The sequence below is a fragment of the Pseudoxanthomonas daejeonensis genome (assembly GCF_010093205.1).
Taxonomy (GTDB): Bacteria; Pseudomonadota; Gammaproteobacteria; order Xanthomonadales; family Xanthomonadaceae; genus Pseudoxanthomonas; species Pseudoxanthomonas daejeonensis.
The window spans coordinates 131,820-151,822 of record NZ_PDWN01000008.1; the positions used below are offsets into that span (position 1 = coordinate 131,820).

Annotated in this window: 19 protein-coding genes; 9 read left to right on the forward strand and 10 right to left on the reverse strand. The window is 70.1% G+C overall.

Translation table 11 applies throughout. The features are described 5' to 3' along the window. Positions 1-25: 25 nt before the first annotated feature. From CSC65_RS09670 to CSC65_RS09680, 3 genes are read right to left on the reverse strand one after another with little or no spacing between them, the layout of a single operon-like run. Positions 26-562 carry a DinB family protein gene (locus CSC65_RS09670; RefSeq protein WP_162410360.1) on the reverse strand — a complete coding sequence of 179 codons (537 nt, stop codon included), beginning with the start codon at positions 560-562 and terminating at the stop codon, positions 26-28. Beyond that, positions 562-1,089, reverse strand: coding sequence for a GNAT family N-acetyltransferase (locus tag CSC65_RS09675; protein WP_162410361.1), 528 nt, complete (start codon positions 1,087-1,089; stop codon positions 562-564). The genes CSC65_RS09670 and CSC65_RS09675 overlap by 1 nt, the downstream gene beginning before the upstream one ends. Next, complete coding sequence (locus tag CSC65_RS09680) at positions 1,086-3,059, reverse strand: UvrD-helicase domain-containing protein (RefSeq protein ID WP_162410362.1); 1,974 nt, start codon at positions 3,057-3,059, stop codon at positions 1,086-1,088. The genes CSC65_RS09675 and CSC65_RS09680 overlap by 4 nt, the downstream gene beginning before the upstream one ends. A 175-nt stretch (positions 3,060-3,234) precedes the next feature. Here CSC65_RS09680 and CSC65_RS09685 point away from each other — a divergent pair, with 175 nt between their 5' ends. From CSC65_RS09685 to CSC65_RS09700, 4 genes are all read left to right on the forward strand, one after another. Next, on the forward strand, positions 3,235-4,059 hold the full coding sequence (locus CSC65_RS09685; RefSeq protein WP_162410363.1) for an SEL1-like repeat protein: 825 nt from the start codon (positions 3,235-3,237) through the stop codon (positions 4,057-4,059). A gap of 95 nt (positions 4,060-4,154) precedes the next feature. Next, entirely contained in the window at positions 4,155-4,295 is a 141-nt protein-coding gene (locus CSC65_RS09690; RefSeq protein ID WP_162410364.1) for a hypothetical protein, read from the forward strand. Between the two features lie 168 nt (positions 4,296-4,463). Continuing rightward, complete coding sequence (locus CSC65_RS09695; RefSeq protein WP_162410365.1) at positions 4,464-5,084, forward strand: thymidine kinase; 621 nt, start codon at positions 4,464-4,466, stop codon at positions 5,082-5,084. Between the two features lie 189 nt (positions 5,085-5,273). Next, positions 5,274-6,950, forward strand: coding sequence for a tetratricopeptide repeat protein (locus CSC65_RS09700; RefSeq protein WP_162410366.1), 1,677 nt, complete (start codon positions 5,274-5,276; stop codon positions 6,948-6,950). Here the strand turns inward: CSC65_RS09700 and CSC65_RS09705 are convergent. Continuing rightward, positions 6,944-7,507, reverse strand: a complete 564-nt coding sequence (locus CSC65_RS09705; RefSeq protein WP_238390342.1) for a M48 metallopeptidase family protein — start codon at positions 7,505-7,507, stop codon at positions 6,944-6,946. The genes CSC65_RS09700 and CSC65_RS09705 overlap by 7 nt on opposite strands. Here CSC65_RS09705 and CSC65_RS09710 point away from each other — a divergent pair. Both CSC65_RS09710 and CSC65_RS09715 read left to right on the forward strand, forming a co-directional pair. Then, entirely contained in the window at positions 7,506-8,060 is a 555-nt protein-coding gene (locus CSC65_RS09710; RefSeq protein WP_162410368.1) for a DUF2058 domain-containing protein, read from the forward strand. The two genes, CSC65_RS09705 and CSC65_RS09710, sit on opposite strands and share 2 nt — an antisense overlap. 185 nt (positions 8,061-8,245) lie before the next feature. Continuing rightward, complete coding sequence (locus CSC65_RS09715; protein ID WP_162410369.1) at positions 8,246-8,941, forward strand: hypothetical protein; 696 nt, start codon at positions 8,246-8,248, stop codon at positions 8,939-8,941. A 162-nt stretch (positions 8,942-9,103) separates the two neighbouring features. Here CSC65_RS09715 and CSC65_RS09720 read toward each other — a convergent pair whose 3' ends face one another. The 5 genes from CSC65_RS09720 to CSC65_RS09740 form a co-directional block, all read right to left on the reverse strand. Then, complete coding sequence (locus CSC65_RS09720) at positions 9,104-10,693, reverse strand: OpgD/OpgG family glucan biosynthesis protein (protein ID WP_162410370.1); 1,590 nt, start codon at positions 10,691-10,693, stop codon at positions 9,104-9,106. A 43-nt stretch (positions 10,694-10,736) separates the two neighbouring features. Further along, a complete protein-coding gene (locus CSC65_RS16290; protein ID WP_162410371.1) occupies positions 10,737-13,583 on the reverse strand; it encodes a serine/threonine-protein kinase in 2,847 nt (948 codons plus the stop codon). Positions 13,584-13,604: 21 nt separating this feature from the next. Beyond that, positions 13,605-14,183 carry an ECF-type sigma factor gene (locus CSC65_RS09730; RefSeq protein ID WP_162410372.1) on the reverse strand — a complete coding sequence of 193 codons (579 nt, stop codon included), beginning with the start codon at positions 14,181-14,183 and terminating at the stop codon, positions 13,605-13,607. Between the two features lie 303 nt (positions 14,184-14,486). Further along, a complete protein-coding gene (gene mutM, locus CSC65_RS09735) occupies positions 14,487-15,302 on the reverse strand; it encodes a bifunctional DNA-formamidopyrimidine glycosylase/DNA-(apurinic or apyrimidinic site) lyase (RefSeq protein WP_162410373.1) in 816 nt (271 codons plus the stop codon). Positions 15,303-15,305: 3 nt separating this feature from the next. After that, the gene (locus CSC65_RS09740; protein WP_162410374.1) at positions 15,306-16,139 is read right to left on the reverse strand and encodes an ABC transporter ATP-binding protein; all 834 of its coding nucleotides are present in this window, start codon (positions 16,137-16,139) and stop codon (positions 15,306-15,308) included. Positions 16,140-16,283: 144 nt separating this feature from the next. Here CSC65_RS09740 and CSC65_RS09745 point away from each other — a divergent pair, with 144 nt between their 5' ends. Further along, positions 16,284-17,483 carry a DesA family fatty acid desaturase gene (locus CSC65_RS09745; protein WP_162410375.1) on the forward strand — a complete coding sequence of 400 codons (1,200 nt, stop codon included), beginning with the start codon at positions 16,284-16,286 and terminating at the stop codon, positions 17,481-17,483. Continuing rightward, positions 17,483-17,863: an EF-hand domain-containing protein gene (locus CSC65_RS09750; RefSeq protein WP_162410376.1), complete on the forward strand. Its 381-nt coding sequence runs from the start codon at positions 17,483-17,485 to the stop codon at positions 17,861-17,863. Before CSC65_RS09745 ends, CSC65_RS09750 begins: the two co-directional genes overlap by 1 nt. A gap of 119 nt (positions 17,864-17,982) precedes the next feature. On the opposite strand, the gene CSC65_RS09755 is transcribed toward CSC65_RS09750, so the two are convergent. Beyond that, the gene (locus tag CSC65_RS09755; protein ID WP_425501339.1) at positions 17,983-18,837 is read right to left on the reverse strand and encodes a glycosyltransferase family 2 protein; all 855 of its coding nucleotides are present in this window, start codon (positions 18,835-18,837) and stop codon (positions 17,983-17,985) included. A 107-nt stretch (positions 18,838-18,944) separates the two neighbouring features. Between CSC65_RS09755 and CSC65_RS09760 the strand changes: the two genes are divergently transcribed. Beyond that, entirely contained in the window at positions 18,945-19,976 is a 1,032-nt protein-coding gene (locus CSC65_RS09760) for a CDP-glycerol glycerophosphotransferase family protein (RefSeq protein WP_162410377.1), read from the forward strand. The last annotated feature ends 27 nt before the right edge of the window (positions 19,977-20,003 follow it).

Consider the following 20,003-nt stretch of genomic DNA (forward strand, 5'->3'; position numbering starts at 1 on the left):
GGGGTTGCAGCCGGTCCGGAAGCGCTCATTCCGGAACGGGCAGCCGCAGGAGCAGGTCGGTCGCGCCCACATCCACGCCGCACTGGCTGAACAGCGTGGTCGCCTGGCCGCGATGGTGGGTCTGGTGATTGAAGAGATGCAGCAGCAGGTGGGAGAGCTGCCGGCGATGCGGATCGCCGCGCATGTTGCGGTATTCCACGATGCGTCCGGGGTCGTTCGCGTCGAGCTGGCCGATCCACGCGACGATCACCGCATCGAGCCGCTGCCGGCGCGACCACCACGCGGCCAGGTCGGCGCAGGGCTGCGCGTCGAGGCGACCGGGCATTTCGATGTCGTCGAGGGCGTGCAGTGCGGTCCAGCGTCCGCCGGCCGGGTCGCTGGCGAAGCGCTTCAGCCATACCGTATCGGCCACGACCAGGTGATTGAGCGTGCCCAGGATCGAGCCGAAGAACGCACCACGCGGGGCCTCCAGTGCGCCCGCGGGCAGCCTGCCGGCGGCCTGGTGGAGGTTGTCGTTCATCCAGTGGTTGTAGTCGGCCAGCAGCACGAAATGGTCGAGCATCATCCGGGCTCCGTGGTTTCGAACAGCAGGATCACCTCGTCCTTGCCCGGCAGCTGGATCGTGCCGGCATCGCGCAGGCCGAGCCGGCGCAGCAGCGCGATGGAGCGGTCGTTGCCGGGCGAGACGATCGCCAGCACGCGCGGCAACGACAGCGCGGTGCGCGCATGCGCGAGCGTCGCGCTGGCCGCCTCGAACGCATAGCCCTGGCCGTAGTACGCCGGCAGGAAGGCGAAGCCGATGTCGGGTCCCGGCAGGCCGTCGCGCACCACCAGGCCGCACAGCCCGATCGGTGCGCCGCCGGCGCGCGGCTCGACCAGGTACATGCCCAAGCCATGGCGGGAATAGCTGGCGATCGGCCCGTCGCGAAGATAGCTGCGCGCCTGCTCGAGGTCGCGCACGCCGCGGTCGCCGATGAAGCGCAGGAAGTCGGGCTGGTTCAGCAGTTCGAGCATGAAGCCGGCGTCGTCCTCGACCAGTTCGCGCAGCCGCAGCCGCGTGGTGGTGGCGATGGACGTGCCGGCGCTCATTCGCCCAGCAGCGCCTGGATCGCGGCGAAGCTCGCGTTCGCGCGTTCCTTCTTGGCCGCGGCATCGGCGATCGGGTCGGCCCCGTCGCGCTGCAGCTCGGCCGCGGGCAGTTCGTCGATGAAGCGGCTGGGCTTGAGCCGCACCTTTTCGCGGAAGCGCCGGGTCTCGCGGTTGTAGCTGAGCCACAGCTGGGTCTTGGCGCGGGTGATGCCGACATACATCAGCCGGCGCTCCTCCTCCAGCGAGCCTTCCTCCAGCGCGGCTTCGTGCGGCAGGGTGCCATCCTCGCAGCCGATGATGAACACGTAGCCGAACTCCAGGCCCTTGGCCGCATGCAGGCTCATCAGCCGCACCTGGTTGCCGCCGTCGTCCTTGTCGTTGCGCGACAGCAGCGCCAGCTGCGCGGCCAGGTCGCCGGCGCTGGCGCCACGCGGGCCGCCTTCGAACCATTCGGCCAGTTCGTCCATGTTGCCCTTGCGCCGCTGGAACGAGGCTTCGTCCTTGCATTGGCTGCGCAGGTCGGCGAGCAGTCCGGATTTCTCCGCCAGGCGCCGTACCAGGTCGGCAGCGCTGAGCTTGCTGGCGTGGTCCCGCAGGTCGGCGATGGCATTGTTGAATGCACCCAGGCCGTTCGCTGCGCGGGGCGCCAACTGCTGCAGCGCGCCCATCGACTGCGCGGCGCGCGACAGCGGCATGTGCTTGCTGGCCGCCAGTTCGGCGAGTTTCGCCAGCGAGGTCGCGCCCACCTCGCGCTTGGGCGACTGCACCGCGCGCAGGAAGGCCGCATCGTCCTCCGGATTGGCGATCACGCGCAGCCAGGAGAGCGCATCCTTCACTTCCTGGCGCTCCAGGAACGCGGTGCCGCCAGTGAGATGGTAGGGCACGCGCAGCAGCTGCAGTGCCTTTTCCAGCACGCGCGACTGGTGGTTGCCGCGGAACAGGATGCAGAACTCGCTCCAGGGGATCTTCTTAGACGTGCCCAGGAACGAGATCTCGGCGGCGACCTTCTCGGCCTCGTGCTCGTTGTCGCGGCATTCCCACACGCGGATGCGTTCGCCGTCGGCCTGGTCGCTCCACAGGGTCTTCAGGTGCTGGTGGGGGTTGCGCGCGATCAGCGCGTTGGCCGCGCGCAGCACGCGATTGGAGCAGCGGTAGTTCTGTTCCAGCTTGACCACCTGCAAAGCCGGGTAGTCGCGCGCCATCTGGTCCAGGTTTTCAGGGTTGGCGCCACGCCAGGCGTAGATGCTCTGGTCGTCGTCGCCCACGCAGGTGAAGTTGCCGCGCGGGCCGGCGATCGCCTTGAGCAGGCGGTACTGGGCGTCGTTGGTGTCCTGGCACTCGTCCACCAGCAGGTAGCCGATGCGCTCGCGCCAGCCGGCGACGATCTCGGCGTTCTCCTCCAGGATCTGCACCGGCAGCCGGATCAGGTCGTCGAAGTCCACCGCGTTGAACGAAGTCAGCCGTGCCTGGTAGCGCGCGTACAGCTTCGCCGCCTCCATCTCGCGGGTGGAACGCGCCGCGGCCAGCGCCTGTTCCGGCGACAGGCCGGCGTTCTTGGCCCGCGAGATCAGGTTCTTCGTGTCGTCGATCGCATCGGGTTTGGCGCCGGGCATCAGGTCCTTGACCTGGGCGGCGCTGTCGTCGGCGTCGAAGATCGAGAAGCCGCGCCGCAGTCCGGCGGACGCGTGTTCGATCTGCAGGAACTTCAGGCCCAGCGCATGGAAGGTGCAGATCGTCAGCCCTTCGGCCGCGTCGCCCTTGATCCGCTTGGCCACGCGCTCGCGCATTTCCTTCGCCGACTTGTTGGTGAAGGTGATCGCGGCGATGCGCTTGGCCGGGTAGCGGCCGCTGCCGATCAGGTGGGCGATCTTCTCGACGATGACCCGGGTCTTGCCGCTGCCGGCGCCGGCCAGCACCAGCAGCGGGCCTTCGTCATGCAGCACGGCGGTGCGTTGGGGGGAATTGAGCAAGGTGGCGGAACGGATCGAGCGGGCCCGGCATTCTACCCGGTGCCGGCGGCCTGCCCGCCGCCCCGGCCGCCGTGCGCGGCGTGTGACTTGTGTCCCAGTGACGAAGGATATGCGACGGTCCGCGCGGCCGGGGCGTACCTTCAGCGACACCCCGCCATGGAATGGAGCGCGCGTCGTGAATCCGAATCCGTTCGAACGGTCCGGTCCGGGACTGGGACTGCGACGCAACCCGCGCGCGGGCTGGATCCTGGCCGCGCTGCTGCCGCTGGGCTTTCCACTGGCCGCCAGCACCGGGCCGTCCGGCCCGGTGCGCGTGCTGCAATGGGAGGGCGAGGTCGAGCGCCCGACCTTCGGCAGTTATGTCGGTGAACCGGACATCGCCCCGGAGCTGCTGACCGAAGGCTTCCTCGCCGCCCATCCCGACATCCGCTGGCGTCGCGAGGGCCTGCACGCGTTCCACCACAAGCGCTACGACGAGGCGCACACGATGTTCCGCCGCGCCGCCAGCTATGCCGACAAGGCATCGATGGCGATGCTGGCGGAGATGTACTGGAAGGGCCTGGGCGTGGCCCAGGACAAGCCGATGGGCTATGTCTGGATGGACCTGGCCGCCGAGCGCCTGTATCCGAACTTCACCATCCTGCGCGAGAGCTACTGGGGCCAGCTGAGCAAGGCCGAGCAGGACGCGGCGATCGACCGCGGCCAGGCGCTGCTGGCCGAGTTCGGCGACGACGCAGCCAAGCCGCGGCTGGAGCGGATCCTGCGCACCGAGGGCCGCAAGGTCACCGGCAGTCGCACCGGTTCGGTCGGCTTCGTGCGGATCATCCCGATGACCGGGCCGATGGCCGGCAAGGGCACCACCCTGCGTGCCGACGACTACTACCGGAAGGACTACTGGGAGCCGGCGCGCTACTGGGTCTGGCAGGACGAGGTCTGGAAGGCGCCGCAGAAGGAGAACGTGGACGTGGGCGATGTCGAGCCGGTGAAGGCGGGCGACTGACGGAGCAAGGGGCGCTCCTGGGCGTGCGGACATGCAGGACGCCGAACCGGGCCGCCATCGCAGGAGTGGCGGCGGCGCTGTCATGGCGGCCTGTCATGGCTGCAGCCCAGGTCATCACGCCGGGGCAGGTGTCCGGTCCGGTCGACATCCGTGCCGAGCAGCCCCGCCAGGACCTGCCGATCATCCCGCCCTCAGGCGCCGGCCGCGATTCGATCACGCTGAGCGGCAGCGAGTAATTCGACGACACGTCCTGGGAGCCGGATGCCTACTTCGCCTGGCAGGACACGACCTGGAAAACCCTGCTGAACACCGGCCGCGTCGAGGTGGGCGAACCGCGTGCGGTGGAGCAGCCGGTCGCGGAACAGGGCAGCGCAGTGGCGCCAGCGGCTTTAGAATCTGCGCCCATGGCCAAGCTCTACTTCTACTACTCGGCGATGAACGCCGGGAAGACCACGACGCTGTTGCAGTCGGCGTACAACTACCGCGAACGCGGCATGCGCACGCTGATCCTCACCCCGCGGCTGGACGACCGGGGTGGGCAGGGGGGCGTGGTCGCTTCCCGGATCGGGTTGCGTGCCGAGGGCACGGCGTTCGATCGCGACACCGACCTGGAGCGGAAGGTGGAGGCGGACCTGGCCGAGCACGGACCACTGGACTGCGTGCTGGTGGACGAGGCGCAGTTCCTCAGTCGGGCCCAGGTCTGGCAGTTGAGCGAGGTGGTCGACCGGCTGCGGATCCCGGTGCTGTGCTACGGCCTGCGCACGGATTTCCGCGGCGAGCTGTTCGAGGGCAGCCAGTACCTGCTGGCCTGGGCCGACGAACTGGACGAGATCAAGACGATCTGCCACAGCGGCAAGAAGGCGACGATGAACCTGCGCGTGGATGCGCAGGGGCGCGCGGTGCATGACGGTCCCCAGGTGGAGATCGGCGGCAACGAGCGCTACGTCTCGGTCAGCCGCCAGGAATTCAAGAAGGTCATGCGTGGCGAGGGCGCGATCGAGCCTTTGCAGGCGCCGTTGCTCTGATCCCGCGCGGCAGCGGCGCCAGTCCCCGGACCGACCGGATCGGGCGAGGGCTGCCGGCATTGCCCGCCGACGACATTCCGCGGCCTCCGGTGGGAAGTCCGTCCGGGTGCGTCCCGGTGGCCACCACCTTGTCCGCTTCGGGTATCCCGCCTGCGTTACTGTCCCGTATACCAGACCGGGGAAGTCGCGATGATCCGACAGTCCTTGCTCCTGCCGCTGCTGGCGGTCCTGCTGCTGGGATGCGATCGGGGGCAGAAGGCGCCCGCCGACGCCACCTCCGCCAGCGGGGTTCCGGCTACCGACCTGCCGCTGTTCGAGACGTTCGGCGACCTGCACCGCGACGTCGCCACGCGCGCGCCGCAGGCGCAGCGCTACTTCGACCAGGGCCTGCGCATGGCGTACGGCTTCAACCACGAGGCCGCCGGCCGTGCCTTCGCCGAAGCAGCCAGGCTGGATCCGCAGTGCGCCATGTGCGTATGGGGCCAGGCGCTGGTGCTGGGCCCCAACATCAACCTGCCCATGGATCCGGCGCTGGCCAAGGATGCCGCGACCCTCGCCGCGCGCGCGCTGGAACTGGCCGGATCGGCGCGCCCGGCCGACCGGGCGTTGATCCAGGCGCTGCAGGCGCGGTACGCCGATCCGGCACCCGAAGATCGCGCTCCGCTGGATCGGGCCTACGCCGATGCGATGGCGAAGGTGGTCGCGCAGTTCCCGGATGACGACGACGCGGCCACGCTGTATGCGGAGGCGCTGATGGATCTGTCGCCGTGGGCGTACTGGCAGCAGGACGGCACCCCGGCCCAGTTCACCCCGGCGCTGCTCGGTGAACTGGAACGCGTGCTGGCGCGCAACCCGCGCCATATCGGCGCGATGCACTACTACATCCATGCCACCGAAGCTTCGCCCGAGCCGCAGCGCGCCATTCCCTATGCCGACGCGTTGGCCGCACTGGCCCCCGGCTCGGGCCACCTGGTCCATATGCCTGCGCACACCTACATCCGCGTCGGCCGGTACAACGACGCGACCCTGGCCAACTTCGCCGCCACCACCGCGGACAAGGATTTCCTGGCGGTGTGCCGCGGCAGCAACGGCGTGTACCCGCTGGGCTACGTGCCGCACAACTGGCACTTCGCCACGATGACGACCGGGCTGACCGGATCGCGCACGCTGGCCCTGCAGTCGGCGGCGCAGACCGCCCAGCGCGCCGACCAGGCCGCGATGGGCGAGGCGCCGATGCAGTTCATGCAGCAGTTCGTGGTCGCACCGCTGCTGACCCAGGTCCGCTTCGGCGACTGGGACGCGATCCTGGCCGACACTGCCGCGCCGCCGGCGCTGCCGTATCCGGCCGCGATCCGGCACTTCGCCCGCGGCATGGCCCACCTGCGCAAGGGCGCCCTGGACGAGGCCGCGCGCGAGGCCGACGCCCTGCATGCCCTCGCCGGCGATCCGGCGATGGCGCAGGTGAGCTTCTTCGACATCAACCACGCCGATGGCGTGCTGCGCGTCGCCGACGGGCTGCTGCGTGGGGAGCTGCTGCGTGCGCAGGGAAAACATGCCGAAGCCATCGCCACGCTGCGTGAAGCGGCGGTCGCCGAGGGCGCGCTGGCCTACAACGAGCCGGCCGACTGGCCGCTTCCGGTCCATCCCTACCTGGGCGCCGCGCTGCTCGAATCGGGCGACGCGCAGGGCGCCGCGGACGCGTTCGCCCAGGACCTGAAGGCCTATCCGGCCAACGGATGGTCGCTGTTCGGTCTGGCCCAGGCGCAGCAGGCGCTCGGACAGGCCGAAGCCGCGGGCGAAACCTCGCGCCAGCAGGCCGCCGCCTGGCAATGGGCGGACGCGCCGCTGACCGCCGCGCGCTACTGATCGGCCTCCAGGCACGTCAGGTAGAGCCGCAGGTCGAATTCGAGCTGGTGGTAGTCGGGCGTCATGTGGGTGCACAGCTGGTAGAAGGCCTTGTTGTGCTCGGCTTCCTTCAGGTGCGCCAGTTCATGCACCACGATCATCTCCAGGAACGGGGCGGGTGCATCGCGGAACACGCTGGCGATGCGGATCTCTCGACTGGCCCTGAGCCTGCCGCCGTGCGCGCGCGCGATCGCCGTGTGGGTGCCGAGTGCGTGCTTCATCACCTGCAGCTTGCCGTCGTACACCACCTTGCCCAGCGGCACCGACCGGCGCAGGTGCAGGTCCTTGAGCGCCTGCACGTAGTCGTACAGCTGGCCGTCGCTGCGCACGTCGTGGGCCTGGTCGTACTTTGCGGCCAGCATCGCGCCCAGCCGACCCTGCCTGATCAGCTCGCGCGCACGGGCCTGCAGGGGAGCGGGGTAGCCGGCGAGGTACTTCAGGGGTTCCATGGACAGGAAGCGGGGCAGGGGGGTCGGCGGGTATGATGACCCGGAAATCCCGGCAAGAAGCAGCGACATGGCGAAAGGGAATCCGCTCCAGGAACAGTTGCTCAAGGCGGGCCTGGTCAAGAAATCCAAGCTGGCCGAGGTCGCGCGCGAGCAGAACAAGGCCCGGCACGCCAAGGTCCCGTCCGGCCCCAGCGAAATCCAGCGGGAAGCAGAACGTGCGCGTGCCGAAAAGGCCGAACGCGACCGCGTCCTGGAAGCGGAGCGCAAGGCGCTGGCGCGGACCGCCGAACTGCGTGCGCAGGCACGGCAGATCATCCAGGACCGCAAGGTGCCGCGTTCGGGCGAAGGCGAGTACCGCTTCACCGCCGATGGCGCGATCCGTACCGTCCTGGTCAGCGAGGACCTGCGCAAGAAGCTGTCGTCGGGCGCACTGGTGATCGCTCGCCTCGACGATCGGTATGAACTGTTGCCGCGCGTCGCCGCGGACAAGGTGCGTGAACGCGACCCCGGCATGATCGTGCTCGACCATGGCCAGGGTGCGGGCAACGAGGCCGCGTCCGCGACCTCCGAGGACGATGCGTACTACGCGCAGTTCAAGGTGCCGGACGATCTTGTGTGGTAGCCGCGGTATCGCCGGCGCGGGTTGCCGCCCGGCGGGTACGGGCATCGTGGTTTGTGTTTGATTCGCCGTACGTCCGGGAGCGGCCATCCCGTCCGCGGACGCAACCAGAACCCATCGAGGGGAGAGATGCAATGAGGCTGGGAATCCGTTTGGCGAGCGTCACGATCACACTGTCGGCGCTTTGCATGCCTTTCGCGTCCAGCGCGGCGGAAGCCGATGACTGGGAGTGGATGGTGGAGCCCTACATCTGGGCGGCCAGCATCGGCACCGACATGCGCACGTTCACTCCGCCGACCGATGCCGAAAGCGATTCGTCGTTCTCCGACATCATCGACAAGCTCGATGGCGTGTTCATGGGCAGGGTCGAAGGCCGCAACGAACGATTCGGGGTTTTCGCCGATTTCATCTACCTCGGACTGGCGGACGACAGCCAGCGCCGGTTCCTCGACACGAGTTCGGACCTGGATACGCGCCTGCTCGACGTGGCCTTCTCGATGCGTTTCGGCGGCCAGCGCGACAGTGGCCTGGACCTGTACGGCGGCGCCCGCTACATCGACGTGGACCTGACGACCGGATTCGTTCCCCACAACCCGGCCTTCGCGCCGCGCACGCTGGACGTGGGTAGCAGCTACCTCGATTTCCTGTTCGGCGCGCGCTACGCGTGGCCGCTGTCGGAGCGCTGGAACCTCACCCTGCGCGCGGACGGCTCGGTGGGCGAGAGCGACGGCACCTGGGGCGCCTCGGCGATGGCGGGCTATCGCACCGGCAATGGCGCATGGCTGGTCGGCTATCGCCACATGCAGGCCGATCTCGGCAACCGCAACGGTGACATTTCGCTGAGCCTGACCGGGCCGGTATTCGGTTACGGCTTCAGGTTCTGAGCCCGCGCCGGCGGTCAGGCCACGCCGGCGGATAAACAACATGTTGCCGATGCGATGGCGAGGGTTCGCCGGACCGGCAGGATTGCGCCCGCTCCACCCTCCAGCCGGCTGCGACGTCGACGGGCGACGCAGCCGGCGTGCGGGACCTGCGCGCACGGCCGCTCAGTACAGTCGGCGCTCGCTTGGCGGCGGCGGGTTCCACTGGTACAGCCAGGTCTCGCTGAGCGCGCGGCCTTCATGGCGCAGGTACAGGCGCAGGTCGATCTGGCGGGTAGAGTCGTCGTCGGGATAGACGTCGAACATTGCCCGGTAACCTTCGATGGCATGCAGCGGACGCGCCGAGACGGTGTCGATGCGGCCGCGACTGGTCTCGACCACGGCCTCGACCGTCGCGTTGCGCTTGGCCAGCGCCGCCAGTTCACCGCCAGCGAAGTCCACCGCGAAGCGCTGCGAGAAATGGTCGCGCTTGAAGCCGATCACGCCGCCCAGGCCGGTGCGCGTGGCCACGGTCTGCGCCAGCGTCGGCTGCACGGGCGGTTGCTCGCCCCAGTAGAGGCGATAGCCGTACAGCAGCTCCTGGCCGGCCTGCGGCTTGGACTCCGGGTTCCAGAACGCGACGATGTTGTCGAAGGTCTCGTCGATGGTGGGGATCTCCACCAGCTGCACCGAGCCGCGGCCCCAGCCGTGCTTGGGCTCGACCCACAGGCTCGGGCGCTTCTCGTAGAACACGCCGTCGTCCTGGTAATGGTCGAAGTTGCGGTCGCGCTGCAGCAGGCCGAAGCCGCGCGGATTCTCGTCGGCGAACGCGTTGTAGCGCAGGTGCGCCGGATTGCCGAGCGGGCGCCAGATCCATTCGCCGCTGCCGCTGTGCATGGCCAGGCCGTCGGTGTCGTGGATCTCGGCGCGCCAGTCCCAGTCCATGCGCCGGTCGTTCTCGCCGACCTGGTACATGCTGGTGGCAGGAGCGATACCGATGCGTTCGATTTCCTTGCGTGGATACAGCGCCGCGTCGATGTCCATGACCAGCGGCTCGCCCTTGGTGATCGCGAAGCGGTAGGCGCCGGCGACGCTGGGCGAATCCAGCAGCGCGTAGATCACCACCGTCTCCGAACCCGGCGCCGGGCGCTCGAGCCAGAACGCGGTGAAGTCGGGAAATTCTTCCGGCCGCGGCATGCCGGTGTCGATCGCCAGGCCGCGCGCGGACAGGCCGTACTGCATGCTCGAACCGACCGCGCGGAAATAGCTGGCGCCCAGGAACGCGGCCCAGTCGCGACGGATGTCGTCGGGCGAGTTGAGGCGGAAGCCGGCGAAGCCCAGGTCGCTGGGCAGCTTCTTGCCCTTCAGTCCGCTCTTGCCGAAGTCGAACATCGCCGGGTCGTAGGCCAGTTCCTGCGCCTGGCCTGACGCCACTTCGAACATGCGCACCGGGCGCTTGAAGTAGATGCCCAGGTGGAAGAACTTGGCCTGGAACTTCGAGCCGGCCATGTCGCCCCACAACGCGTGGTCCTGGCGGAAGCCGATCGACTGGTACTGGTCCCAGTTGAGGGCGGCGATCGGCGGAGGCAGCACGTCGCTGCGCGGCGTGAACGGGCGGGTGGCCAGCGCGCGGGCATGGCCCTTGAGCCATGCATAGTCGAACGGATGGCGTTCGCCCAGCGGCAGCGGGCTGGCGACGGCTTCCAGCAGGGGCAGGGGCAGGCCGAGCGCCGCCAAGGCGGCGGAAGCACGGATCAGGAACTGGCGTCGTTGCATGGCGCGGCGGGCGAGGGTGGGCGCGTCATCTTACGCACAGCGGTCAGCGCGCTGCGGTGGCGGCCGTGGGTCCGTTCAGGCGCACGCTGCAAGTGGCGGCAAGGCCGGCGACTTCGCGGGAAAGGCGGCCGCCTTCCGGCCTCGCGGCGAGCAGCTCAGCATCCAGCGCGCCCAGCATGCGCCTGCCGCCGGCCACGTCCTGGTCGTGGCAGAGCGCCTGGGCCGCGTAGGCCTGCGCCTCCCAGCGCAGCGGCGCCAGCGCGGCGTCGGCCGGCAAGGCGGCCGCGAAACGCGCGAGCCGATCAGCGCCACTTTCCCCCTCGCCGGAGCCAGCCTGCGCGCGCGCCAGCGCCAGCTGCGCCCGCAGCGACCGGGGGTCTTCCGGCCCGTAGCCGAGCCGTGTGAGCTGGTCCGCGCGCTCCAGCCACGGCAGGGCGGCCGCGACGTCGCCCGATTCGAGCAGCAGCTCGCCCATCATCCGGTCCAGGTCGCCCACGGCCGGATGGCTGGCGCCGAACCGGGCGACACGCACGCGCCGCGCCTCCTCGAACCGGGCTCGCGCCGCCTCGCGGTCGCCCTTGGCTTGCAGGGCCTGGGCCAGGTCGGCCAGGGCGTAGTCGAGCCCGTAGCGGCCATCGGGCTGGCGCCACACCGCCACGGCCTGTTCGAACGTGGTGATGGCCGCGGCGGTATCGCCGCGCTCCAGCGCCAGCCGCCCCAGTGCATACAGGCTCAGGCCGGTTTCCCGGTGCCGGGGACCGAGCGCGGCCTCGGTCGGCCCATGCTGCGCACGCAACGCCTGCTCGGCTTCGGCCAGGCGACCGAGCTGCAGGTAGGCCAGGCCAAGCTGGCGGCGCACCGCCAGGGTCGAGGGGTGGGCCGGTCCGTTGAGCTCCAGCGCGAGCGCCAGGCCGGAGCGCAGCGCCGCTTCGGCTTCGACGGCCTGCCCGCGGTCGAGGTAGAGCGCGCCCAGGCTGCGCTGGATCTCGACCATCAGCGGATGGCGGTCGCCCAGGCGCGCGCGCAGCTGCCGCTGCGCAGCGAGGAACTGCTCGATCGCCGCGCTGGTGTGCGCCACGTCGCTCTCCAGCGCCGCCAGGTCGATCAGGGCCTCGGCCACGCCGGCATCATCGCGCAGCACACCGCGGCGGATCTCGATCGCGCGCTCGTACCACTGCCGCGCTACCCGCGTCTCGCCAAGCATGCGCCGGCAACGTCCGTACTGGATGTAGAAATCGGCGACCTGCTGCGGCAGCGCGTGTTCGAGTTCCTGCGCGGCATCGGCCAGGGGCTGCATCCGCGCCACGCACTCCTGCGAACGGCTCAGCAGCCGCAACGCGCGGCCATGCTGGCTGGCCGCGTCCAGGCGCACGCCGTCGGCGGCGCCCGGGTCGCTGTCGAGCAGGAGCAACTGCCGCTCCGACAGCGCCAGCGCTTCCTGGTAGGCGCCAATGCCGATGTACAGGCGCGCGATCACGCCGAGCAGTTCGGCGAGCGCGCGCGGCTGCTCCTTCAGTTCGCTTTCGCCGCGCCGCGCTCCGGTCGAGAGCAGTTCGCGCATGGCCATGCCCTGGCTGCGCTGCGCACCGCCGGCGTGATCGAACAGGCCCAGCACGAAACGCTGCAGCGCCTGGGCGCGGGCGGCCTCGTGCCGGGCTTCGTGCGCATGCCACAGCGCCAGGCCCAGCGCAGCCAGCAGGACGACCATGGCCACCGAGCCCAGCGCCACGCCCCAGGCATGGCGCTGCAGGTACTTCTGCAGCTGGTAGCCGATCCGCGGCGGCCGCGCCTCCACCGGCCGGCCCTCGAGGTGGCGTTCGACGTCGCGGGCGAGCGCCTCCACCGAGCCATAGCGCCGCGCGGGAACTTTGTTGAGCGCCTTGAGCGCGATGTTGTCCAGGTCGCCGCGCAGGCGCCGGGCCAGGCGCCGCGCCGGAGCCGCCTCCAGCTGCCCGGCTTCGGCCAGGCGTTGCACCGCCACCGAGGGCCGCGGCGGGGAGACTTCCAGGATCGCCCGCTCCCATTCGGCGTCGCTCTGCCGGCGCAGCCGGTACGGCTTGTCGCCGGCCAGCAGCTCGTACAGGACCACGCCCAGCGAATAGACGTCGGTGAGCGTGCTCACCGGTTCGCCGCGCACCTGTTCGGGCGCCGCGTAGTGGAGGGTGAAGGCGCGTACTTCGGTGCGCACGTGGGCACTGTCCACGCCATCGCGGTCGAGCAGCTTGGCGATGCCGAAGTCGAGCAGCCGCACTTCGTGGTCGGCGGTGACCAGCATGTTCGACGGCTTCAGGTCGCGGTGCACGATCAGGTTCGCGTGCGCATGGCTGACCGCCGAGCACACCTGCAGGAACAGGCGCAAGCGCGCCTCCACCGGCAGCGCGTGGTCGCGGCAGTACTCGGTCAGCGGCACGCCTTCGACGTACTCCAGCACCAGGTAGGGCTGGTCGCCTTCGCCGATGCCCGCGTCGAGCAGGCGCGCGATGTTGGGATGCTGCAGGCGCGCCAGGATTTCGCGTTCGCGCGAAAAGCGCAGGCGCAGGTTGGGGTCGGCGTAGCCGGGGCGCAGCAATTTCAGCGCGAGCTGGCGCCGGTACAGGCCGTCGGCGCGTTCGGCCAGCCAGACCTGGCCCATGCCGCCTTCGCCGAGCAGATGCTCGAGCTGGTAGGGACCCAGCCGCGTGCCTTCGCGCGAGGTCGGGCGCGTGCCCGGCAGCGGGTCGTGCAGGAAGTCCGCGTCGGTGTCCTCGGTCGCCAGCAGCGCCTGCAGTTCGGCCGCCAGCACGGGATCTTCGGCCCGCAGCCGCTCCAGTTCGTCGATGCGCCCGTCGGGCGGCAGGTCGAGCAGGGCGTCGAGCAGCGGCGAAAGGCGCTGCCAGCGCTCGGCGTCCATGCGGGCGGACGGCTTGCGCCGTCAGTCCTCGCGCATGGCCGCGTGCAGGAACAGGCGCGCCTTCTGCCAGTCGCGGCGAACGCTGCGTTCCGAGCGCTCCAGCAGCTCGGCGATCTCCTGCTCCGACAGCCCGGCGAAGTAGCGCAGCTCCACCACCTTGGCCAGACGCGCGTCGACCGCGGTCAGCCGTTCCAGCGCGGTGTCCAAGGCGAGCAGGTTCTCGTCCAGGCGCAGGCTGCTTTCGGCCTCCTCGGGGATCTCGGCCACGCGCTTGAGGTCGCCGCCACGCTTGCGCGCCATCCGGTTGCGCGCGTAGTCGACCACCACGCTGCGCATGGCCGAGGCGGCATAGGCGAAGAAGTGGGCGCGGTCCTCGAAGCGGGCGCCGTTGCTGGCGCCGATCAGCTTGAGGTAGGACTCGTGGACCAGCGAGGTCGGGTCCAGGGTGTTGTTCTGCTGGCCCGACAGCTGTCGCCGCGCCAGCGTGTGCAGCTCCTGGTACAGCGTGCCCAGCACGCGATCGAGCGCCTCGCGGTCTCCGCCGCGCGCGGCATCCAGCCACACGGTGATCTCGGGGGAACTCTCGGGAGCATCAGCCATCGTCATCTCCGTGACCGCGGCAAGGGGCCGAATATAGCGACTTTTGGCGTTGCGGACTGCTGCTGGCGCCGGCGCTGCGGTTGGCATGATGTATGCCGGGACTGAGGGCGGGCCGGCAGGGTGGCTACGGCGAGCCCAACGGTCGGGCGTGTTCCAGCCTGGCGCTGGCGGGGCGGGCTTTTGCTGGCGGGTGGACGGTCTCCTCCGCGATGAGGAGCGGGTCAGCCTGCACCTCTCTTCGCCTTTGCCGTATCGGTGCTGCCCGGTTGCCTGCGGCTGCATCATGGCGGCCGAGCGTTGCGCTCAGCGCTGGCAGCGCGGGCACCACACGCTGGCGCGCTGGCCGATGCTGGCTTCGCGCAGGGGGCCGCCGCAGGCTGGGCAGGGCAGTCCGCCGCGCCCGTAAACCGCCAGTTCCTGTTCGAAGTAACCCGGCGCGCCGTCCGGATTGAGGAAGTCGCGCAGGGTCGTGCCGCCGCGGGTGATGGCGTAGGCCAGGATCTCGCGGGCGGCCAGGGCCAGGGCGGCGTAGCGTTCCCGCGACACCTTGCCGGCTGCGCGCGTGGGCGAGATGCCGGCGCGGAACAGGCTCTCGGCCGCGTAGATGTTGCCCACCCCGACCACGATCCGCTGGTCCATCAGGAAGGTCTTCACCGGCGCGGAGCGGCCGCGGCTGCGGGCGAACAGGTAGTCGCCGTCGAAGGCGTCCGACAGCGGCTCGGGGCCGAGGCCGCGCAGCAGTTCGTGCTCGGTCCCGGCCGGTTGCCACAGCAGGCTGCCGAAGCGGCGCGGATCGGTGAAGCGCAGCACGCGGCCCGAATCCAGCCCCAGGTCGACATGGTCGTGGGCGGCGACCGGCGTGTCGGCCGGCAGTACCCGCAGCATGCCGGACATGCCCAGGTGCAGCAGCGCGCTGTCGCCGGCCTCGGTGTCCAGCAAAAGGTACTTGGCCCTGCGCCGGACCGCGGCGATGCGCTGGCCGGGCAACTCCCGGCTGATCTCCGCAGGGATCGGCCAGCGCAGGTCGGGCCGGCGCAGGGTCACCCCGGTGATGCGCCGGCCCTCCACGTGCGGGGCCAGGCCGCGGCGGGTGGTTTCGACCTCGGGCAGCTCGGGCATGGCTCAGCCCGCCGTGGCCAGGTAGCTGTCACGCTCCTGCCAGACCCGGAGCGGCCCGGCGAACGCCTGCGACAGCCGCTCGCCGGTCAGCACCGCCGCGCGCGGCCCGTCGGCCAGCACCCGGCCGGCCTGCAGCAGGAGCACCCGTTCGATCTCCGGCACGATTTCCTCTATGTGGTGGGTCACCAGCACCAGGGTGACGCCCTGCCGCGCCAGCGCGCGCAGCATCGCCAGCAGGTGGCCACGGGCGACCAGGTCCAGGCCGGTGCCCGGTTCGTCCAGCAGCAGTGCCTGCGGGCGGTTGACCAGGGCGCGCGCGATCAGGACCCGGCGCGCCTCGCCGGTGGACAGCTCGGCGTACAGGCGCCGGCGCAGCGGCAGGGCATGGGCGCGATCGAGCGCCTCGGCGGCGCGGGTGCGCATGTCCTCGGTGATCTCGCGGAATGGCGGGAGCACGAAACTGGCGAACAGTCCGCTCAGCACGGCGTCCTCGACGGTCAGGGCATGCATGTCGGCCAGGGTGGCGCCGAAGTCGCCGGTCACGATCCCCAGCTGGGATCGCAGCCGGTCCACCTGCCAGCGCGACTGGCCGAGCACCTGCACTGGCGGCCCGCCCTCGCTGCGGGCGAGCGGGTACAGCTCGCGTGTGATCAGCTTGATCAGGGTCGACTTGCCGCAGCCGTTGGCGCCCAGGATCGCGGTGTGCTGGCCCTGGTCGATCCGCAGCGACAGGTCGTGCAGCACCCGCACCTGCCCCCGGGTGACGCTGGCGCGGTCCAGTTCGATCAGTGGCGGGCGGTTGCGACCGGGCGCGGCCAGGGGTTCGGGTGGGGACATCGCGCGGACATTCCTGGGCGGAGCCGCGGATGAACACAGTACGCGGCCGATGGGTGAAGTTTGCCGGATCAGGCCCCATCATGTCCCCACGCCGGCACGCCCCCTGCATGCCGGTGGTCTCCGTCCCCGCTACGAGTTCCCGACATGCCCGACGCGCTGCTTGATTTCCTCACCTCCGGACTGGCCGGCGTGGGCTGGCTCGGGATGGGGGTTGTGCTGCTGGTCTTCACCCAGCTGACCATCTTCTCGGTGACCCTCTACCTGCATCGCAGCCAGGCCCATCGGGGCGTCGATTTCCACCCGGTCCTGAACCACTTCTTCCGCTTCTGGACCTGGCTGACCACCTCGATGATCACGCGGGAGTGGGTCGCCATCCACCGCAAGCACCACGCCAAGGTGGAAACCGAAGAAGACCCGCACAGCCCGCAGACCCGTGGCATCGGCAAGGTGTTCTGGGAAGGCGTGGAGCTGTACCGCGAGGCGCGCGCCGATCGTCCCTCGATCGAGCAGTACGGCAAGGGTGCGCCGGATGACTGGATCGAGCGCCACCTGTACACGCCGCATGCCAACCTCGGCCCGGTCGCCCTGCTGTTCGTGAACTTCGCCGTGTTCGGCCTGCCGGGCATCGCGCTGTGGGCGATCCAGATGGCGTGGATCCCGTTCTGGGCCGCCGGCGTGGTCAACGGCCTGGGCCACTGGTGGGGCTACCGCAACTTCGAATCGGCCGACACCTCGACCAATCTGACCCCGTGGGCCGTGTGGATCGGCGGCGAGGAGCTCCACAACAACCACCACGCGTTCCCGAGCTCGGCGCGCTTCTCGATGCGGCGCTGGGAGTTCGACATCGGCTGGGCCGCGATCAAGGGCCTGGAGAAGGTCGGCCTGGCCAAGGTGCTGCGCGTGGCCCCGAGCCTGGACGTCCGCCCCAATATCGCCGTGCCCGATACCGAAACGCTGCGCGCGCTGCTCTCGCACCGCTTCCAGGCCATGACCGACTACCAGCGCAACGTGTTCACGCCGGCGCTGCGCGAGGAAGCCGCCGCCGCCGGCGCCCGGCTGCGCGAGCTGCTGCCGCGGCGTATGCGTCGTGGCCTGGTCGACGACGGTCGCTGGCTCAAGCCCGATGCGCGCGAGCAGTTGCACGCCTGGGTGTCGCAGCGTCCGCGGATCCAGGCGCTGGTCGAGCACCGCGCGCGCCTGTCGGCGCTGCTGGAAGCCCGCACCCATGACGCGTCCGAGCGCCTGCGCCAGCTGCAGGCCTGGTGCCAGGAAGCCGAAGCCAGCGGCATCCGCGCGCTGCAGGAGTATTCGATGCGGCTCAAGGGCTACGCGTTGGCGCACTGATGCACGGCACCCGCCGCCAGGCACCGCATCCGCACAGGCCCGGGCGTCCGCGTCCGGGCCTGCTGCTTTGCGCGGGCCTGCTGCTGGCGGGTGCTGCCGCCGCGCAGGTCGAGCGCACCGGCGATTACCTGCAGCGGATGGACACCGACGGCGACGGACGCATTTCCCAGGACGAGTACGTCGCCTGGATGAGCTACGCGTTCGAGCGCATGGATGCCGACGGCGACGGCGTGCTGTCGACCGCCGAGCTGCCGGGCGGCAGGGGCAAGCCGATCACGATCGAAGAGCATCGCCGGCGCCTGGCCGAACGCTTCGTGCGCCAGGATGCCGACAAGAGCGGCCATCTCGACGCGCGCGAACTGGCGGCGCCGCCGCTGTAGCGCCGGCGGCCGATCCGCCAACCGGCGCCCGCTCTACGCGGGCGATCGGAAGCCGCTCCCCTTGCGCACCCTCACGGAATCGCCGGGCCGCCCAGTAGCGAGGCAACGGCGCCGCGGCGTCAAGGCGCCGCGTTGTGGTCGCGTCGCGACCGCGGCGGATCGACCAGCGGCTGCCCGTTCTGCAGCAGCCACAGCATGATCGTCTTCTGTCGCACGTAATTGGCGCTGACGAAGGACTCGATCAGCCCGGGCCAACCGTCGAGGAACCCGGCCTTGAGCACGAAGCCACGGAAGAAGCGCCAGGCCGGCGCCAGCACCAGCTTGCCCAGGGTTGCGCGCTTGCCGCGCGCGAAATCGTGTTCGGCCATCATCCGTGCGTAGCGCTGCTTCTTGTCGAGCAGTTGCATGAAGGAGCGGAACGGATGGTGCAGCAGGTCGCCGGGCAACAGGGCGACCGGACCTTCGACCGAGACCGCTTCGTGGATCTCGCGATCACCGTGCCAGCCGCCGCGGCGCCGGTCGAACAGGCGCAGCACCCGGTCCGGATAGGCGGTGCCATGGCGCAGGAAGCGACCGTAGTACTCCGACATGCGCGCAAAACGATACCCGGCCGCGCGCTGGAAGCCGCCGTCGCGCTCGGCCTCGATCGCCGCGCGCAGTCGGGCATCGACGCGCTCGTCCGCATCCAGGCTCAGGATCCAGTCGTGCGCGCACTGCTGGATGGCGAACTGCTTCTGGCTGCGGAAGCCGTCGAAGGCGCGTTCGAACACGCGCGCGCCCGCGGCACGCGCCACCTCGCGCGTGCCGTCGGTGGAGCCGGAGTCGACCACCACGATCTCGTCGCAGAACGCCAGCGAGGCCAGGCATTCGCCGATCCGGTCGGCTTCGTTGAAGGCGATGACGCACGCAGACAGCGGCACCCGGCCCGGCGTGGCGGCGGGCATTGCGGAGGGAGCTTGGCGGTCGGCGGTCATGCGGCGATGCACGGCATGGGAGGTGCGGGAAGCCTAGCAGGGGCTGGCTGACCCGGCGTGCGCCGGTGCGATAATCGCCGTCATCCCTGCGCACCCTGGAGTGCGACGTGCCCAAGCACTACCTGCTCTACGGTTCCGAGCGTTATGCGCTGGCGATCCTGCGCCCGATCCAGGCCGCGATCCGCGCGCGTGGCGATGAGACGGCCTGGTTCTTCGACGGCCCCGGTGCCGCCGACCTCGCGCCGGACGAACGCCTGCTGACCGTGCAGGAAGTGCGGCAATGGAACCCGTACGCGGTGATCACCTCCAGCAACGCGGTGCCGCACTTCTTCCCCGGGGTGAAGGTCGAGACCTTCCACGGCTTCGACGCCGGCAAGCCGCGGCACATCTATATCCGCGGTTTCTTCGACCTGTACTGCACCACCGGCCCGCGCGACACCGCCGCCTTCGGCGAACTGTCGAGGGAGCTTGGCCACTTCGCGGTCGCCGAAACCGGGTTCCCCAAGATCGATCCGTTCATGGCCGGGCTGGGCGACGCGCCCGAGCCGGTGCGGCAGCCGCCGGTGATCCTCTACCACTCCACCTTCTCGCCCTCGTGGAGCGCGGCACCCGTGCTGTACGACGAGATCGCGCGACTGTCGCGCAGTGGCGAGTGGCGCTGGATCGTCACCTTCCATCCGAAAATGGACCCGGAGGTGGTGGCCAAGTACAAGGCGCTGCAGAACGAGTACCTGACGTTCGCCGAGAACGACAACATCCTCGACCTGTTCGGCCAGGTGGACATGATGTGCTCGGACACGTCCTCGGCGCTCAACGAGTTCCTGCTCACCTACAAGCCGGTGGTGACCTTCAAGAACCGTCGCCCCGGGCCGCAGTTGATCGACATCGACGACCCGTCGCAGTTCGAGCCGGCGATCCGCCGCGCGCTGTCGCGGCCGCCGGAACTGATGGCCGCGGTGCGCGAATTCGCCGACCAGCTGCATCCCTATCGCGATGGGCGCTCCAGCGAGCGCGTGCTCGATGCGATCGACGCGTTCGTCGCCGCAGGCGGGCGCAGCCGCAAGCCCAAGCCGATGAACCTGTGGCGCAAGCTGAAGCTGCGCAAGCGGATCGGTTACTGGGGTCCGGCCAGGGTCTGAGGCGGCCGATCGCCGGCTTCCACCGGC